At 64.7% G+C, this 388-nt stretch carries 1 protein-coding gene; it reads left to right on the top strand.

The window, feature by feature from the left end; all coding sequences use genetic code 11:
- Nucleotides 1–140: 140 nt before the first annotated feature.
- Nucleotides 141–388, top strand: a 248-nt coding sequence (locus EXE41_RS19505; RefSeq protein ID WP_206750868.1) for a hypothetical protein, incomplete at its 3' end; no start/stop codon positions are given.

Genomic DNA, 388 nt, shown 5'->3' with positions numbered 1-388 from the left:
GGACACACCCACCCGGAGACGACGGTCTCTCGGGGCTGGTCGCCGTGTACGAGAGAGTTCCGGCTACCGAGGTAGTACGCCTCGACTGAGTCGCCACAGACGGGACACGGGAGCACGGAGCGTTGTTCGGGGTACACGTCGTGACCGTGAACATCGATCGGGCCGTCGTCCTCTCCGCCGTCCGTGACGAGCTCGGGCTCGTCGTTCTGGTCGTCGTCGACGACCTCAAGAATGTTCCACCAGGTGACCAGCTGGCAAGTGTGACACACGTGCTGGAACGATCCGCTCGACCGGTCACCGACAATCTCCGTCGTTCGCTTCTTCGAGGTCTTCTCGCAACCGGTACAGCGGGCCACGAGGAGCGGCCCAACGTGGCCGACGCCCGGAG

The organism is Halorubrum sp. SD690R (genome assembly GCF_005435035.1).
Classification (GTDB): domain Archaea; phylum Halobacteriota; class Halobacteria; order Halobacteriales; family Haloferacaceae; genus Halorubrum; species Halorubrum ezzemoulense.
The sequence above is the reverse complement of the archived record's forward strand: the minus strand, read 5'-3'. Positions and strand labels throughout refer to the sequence as shown.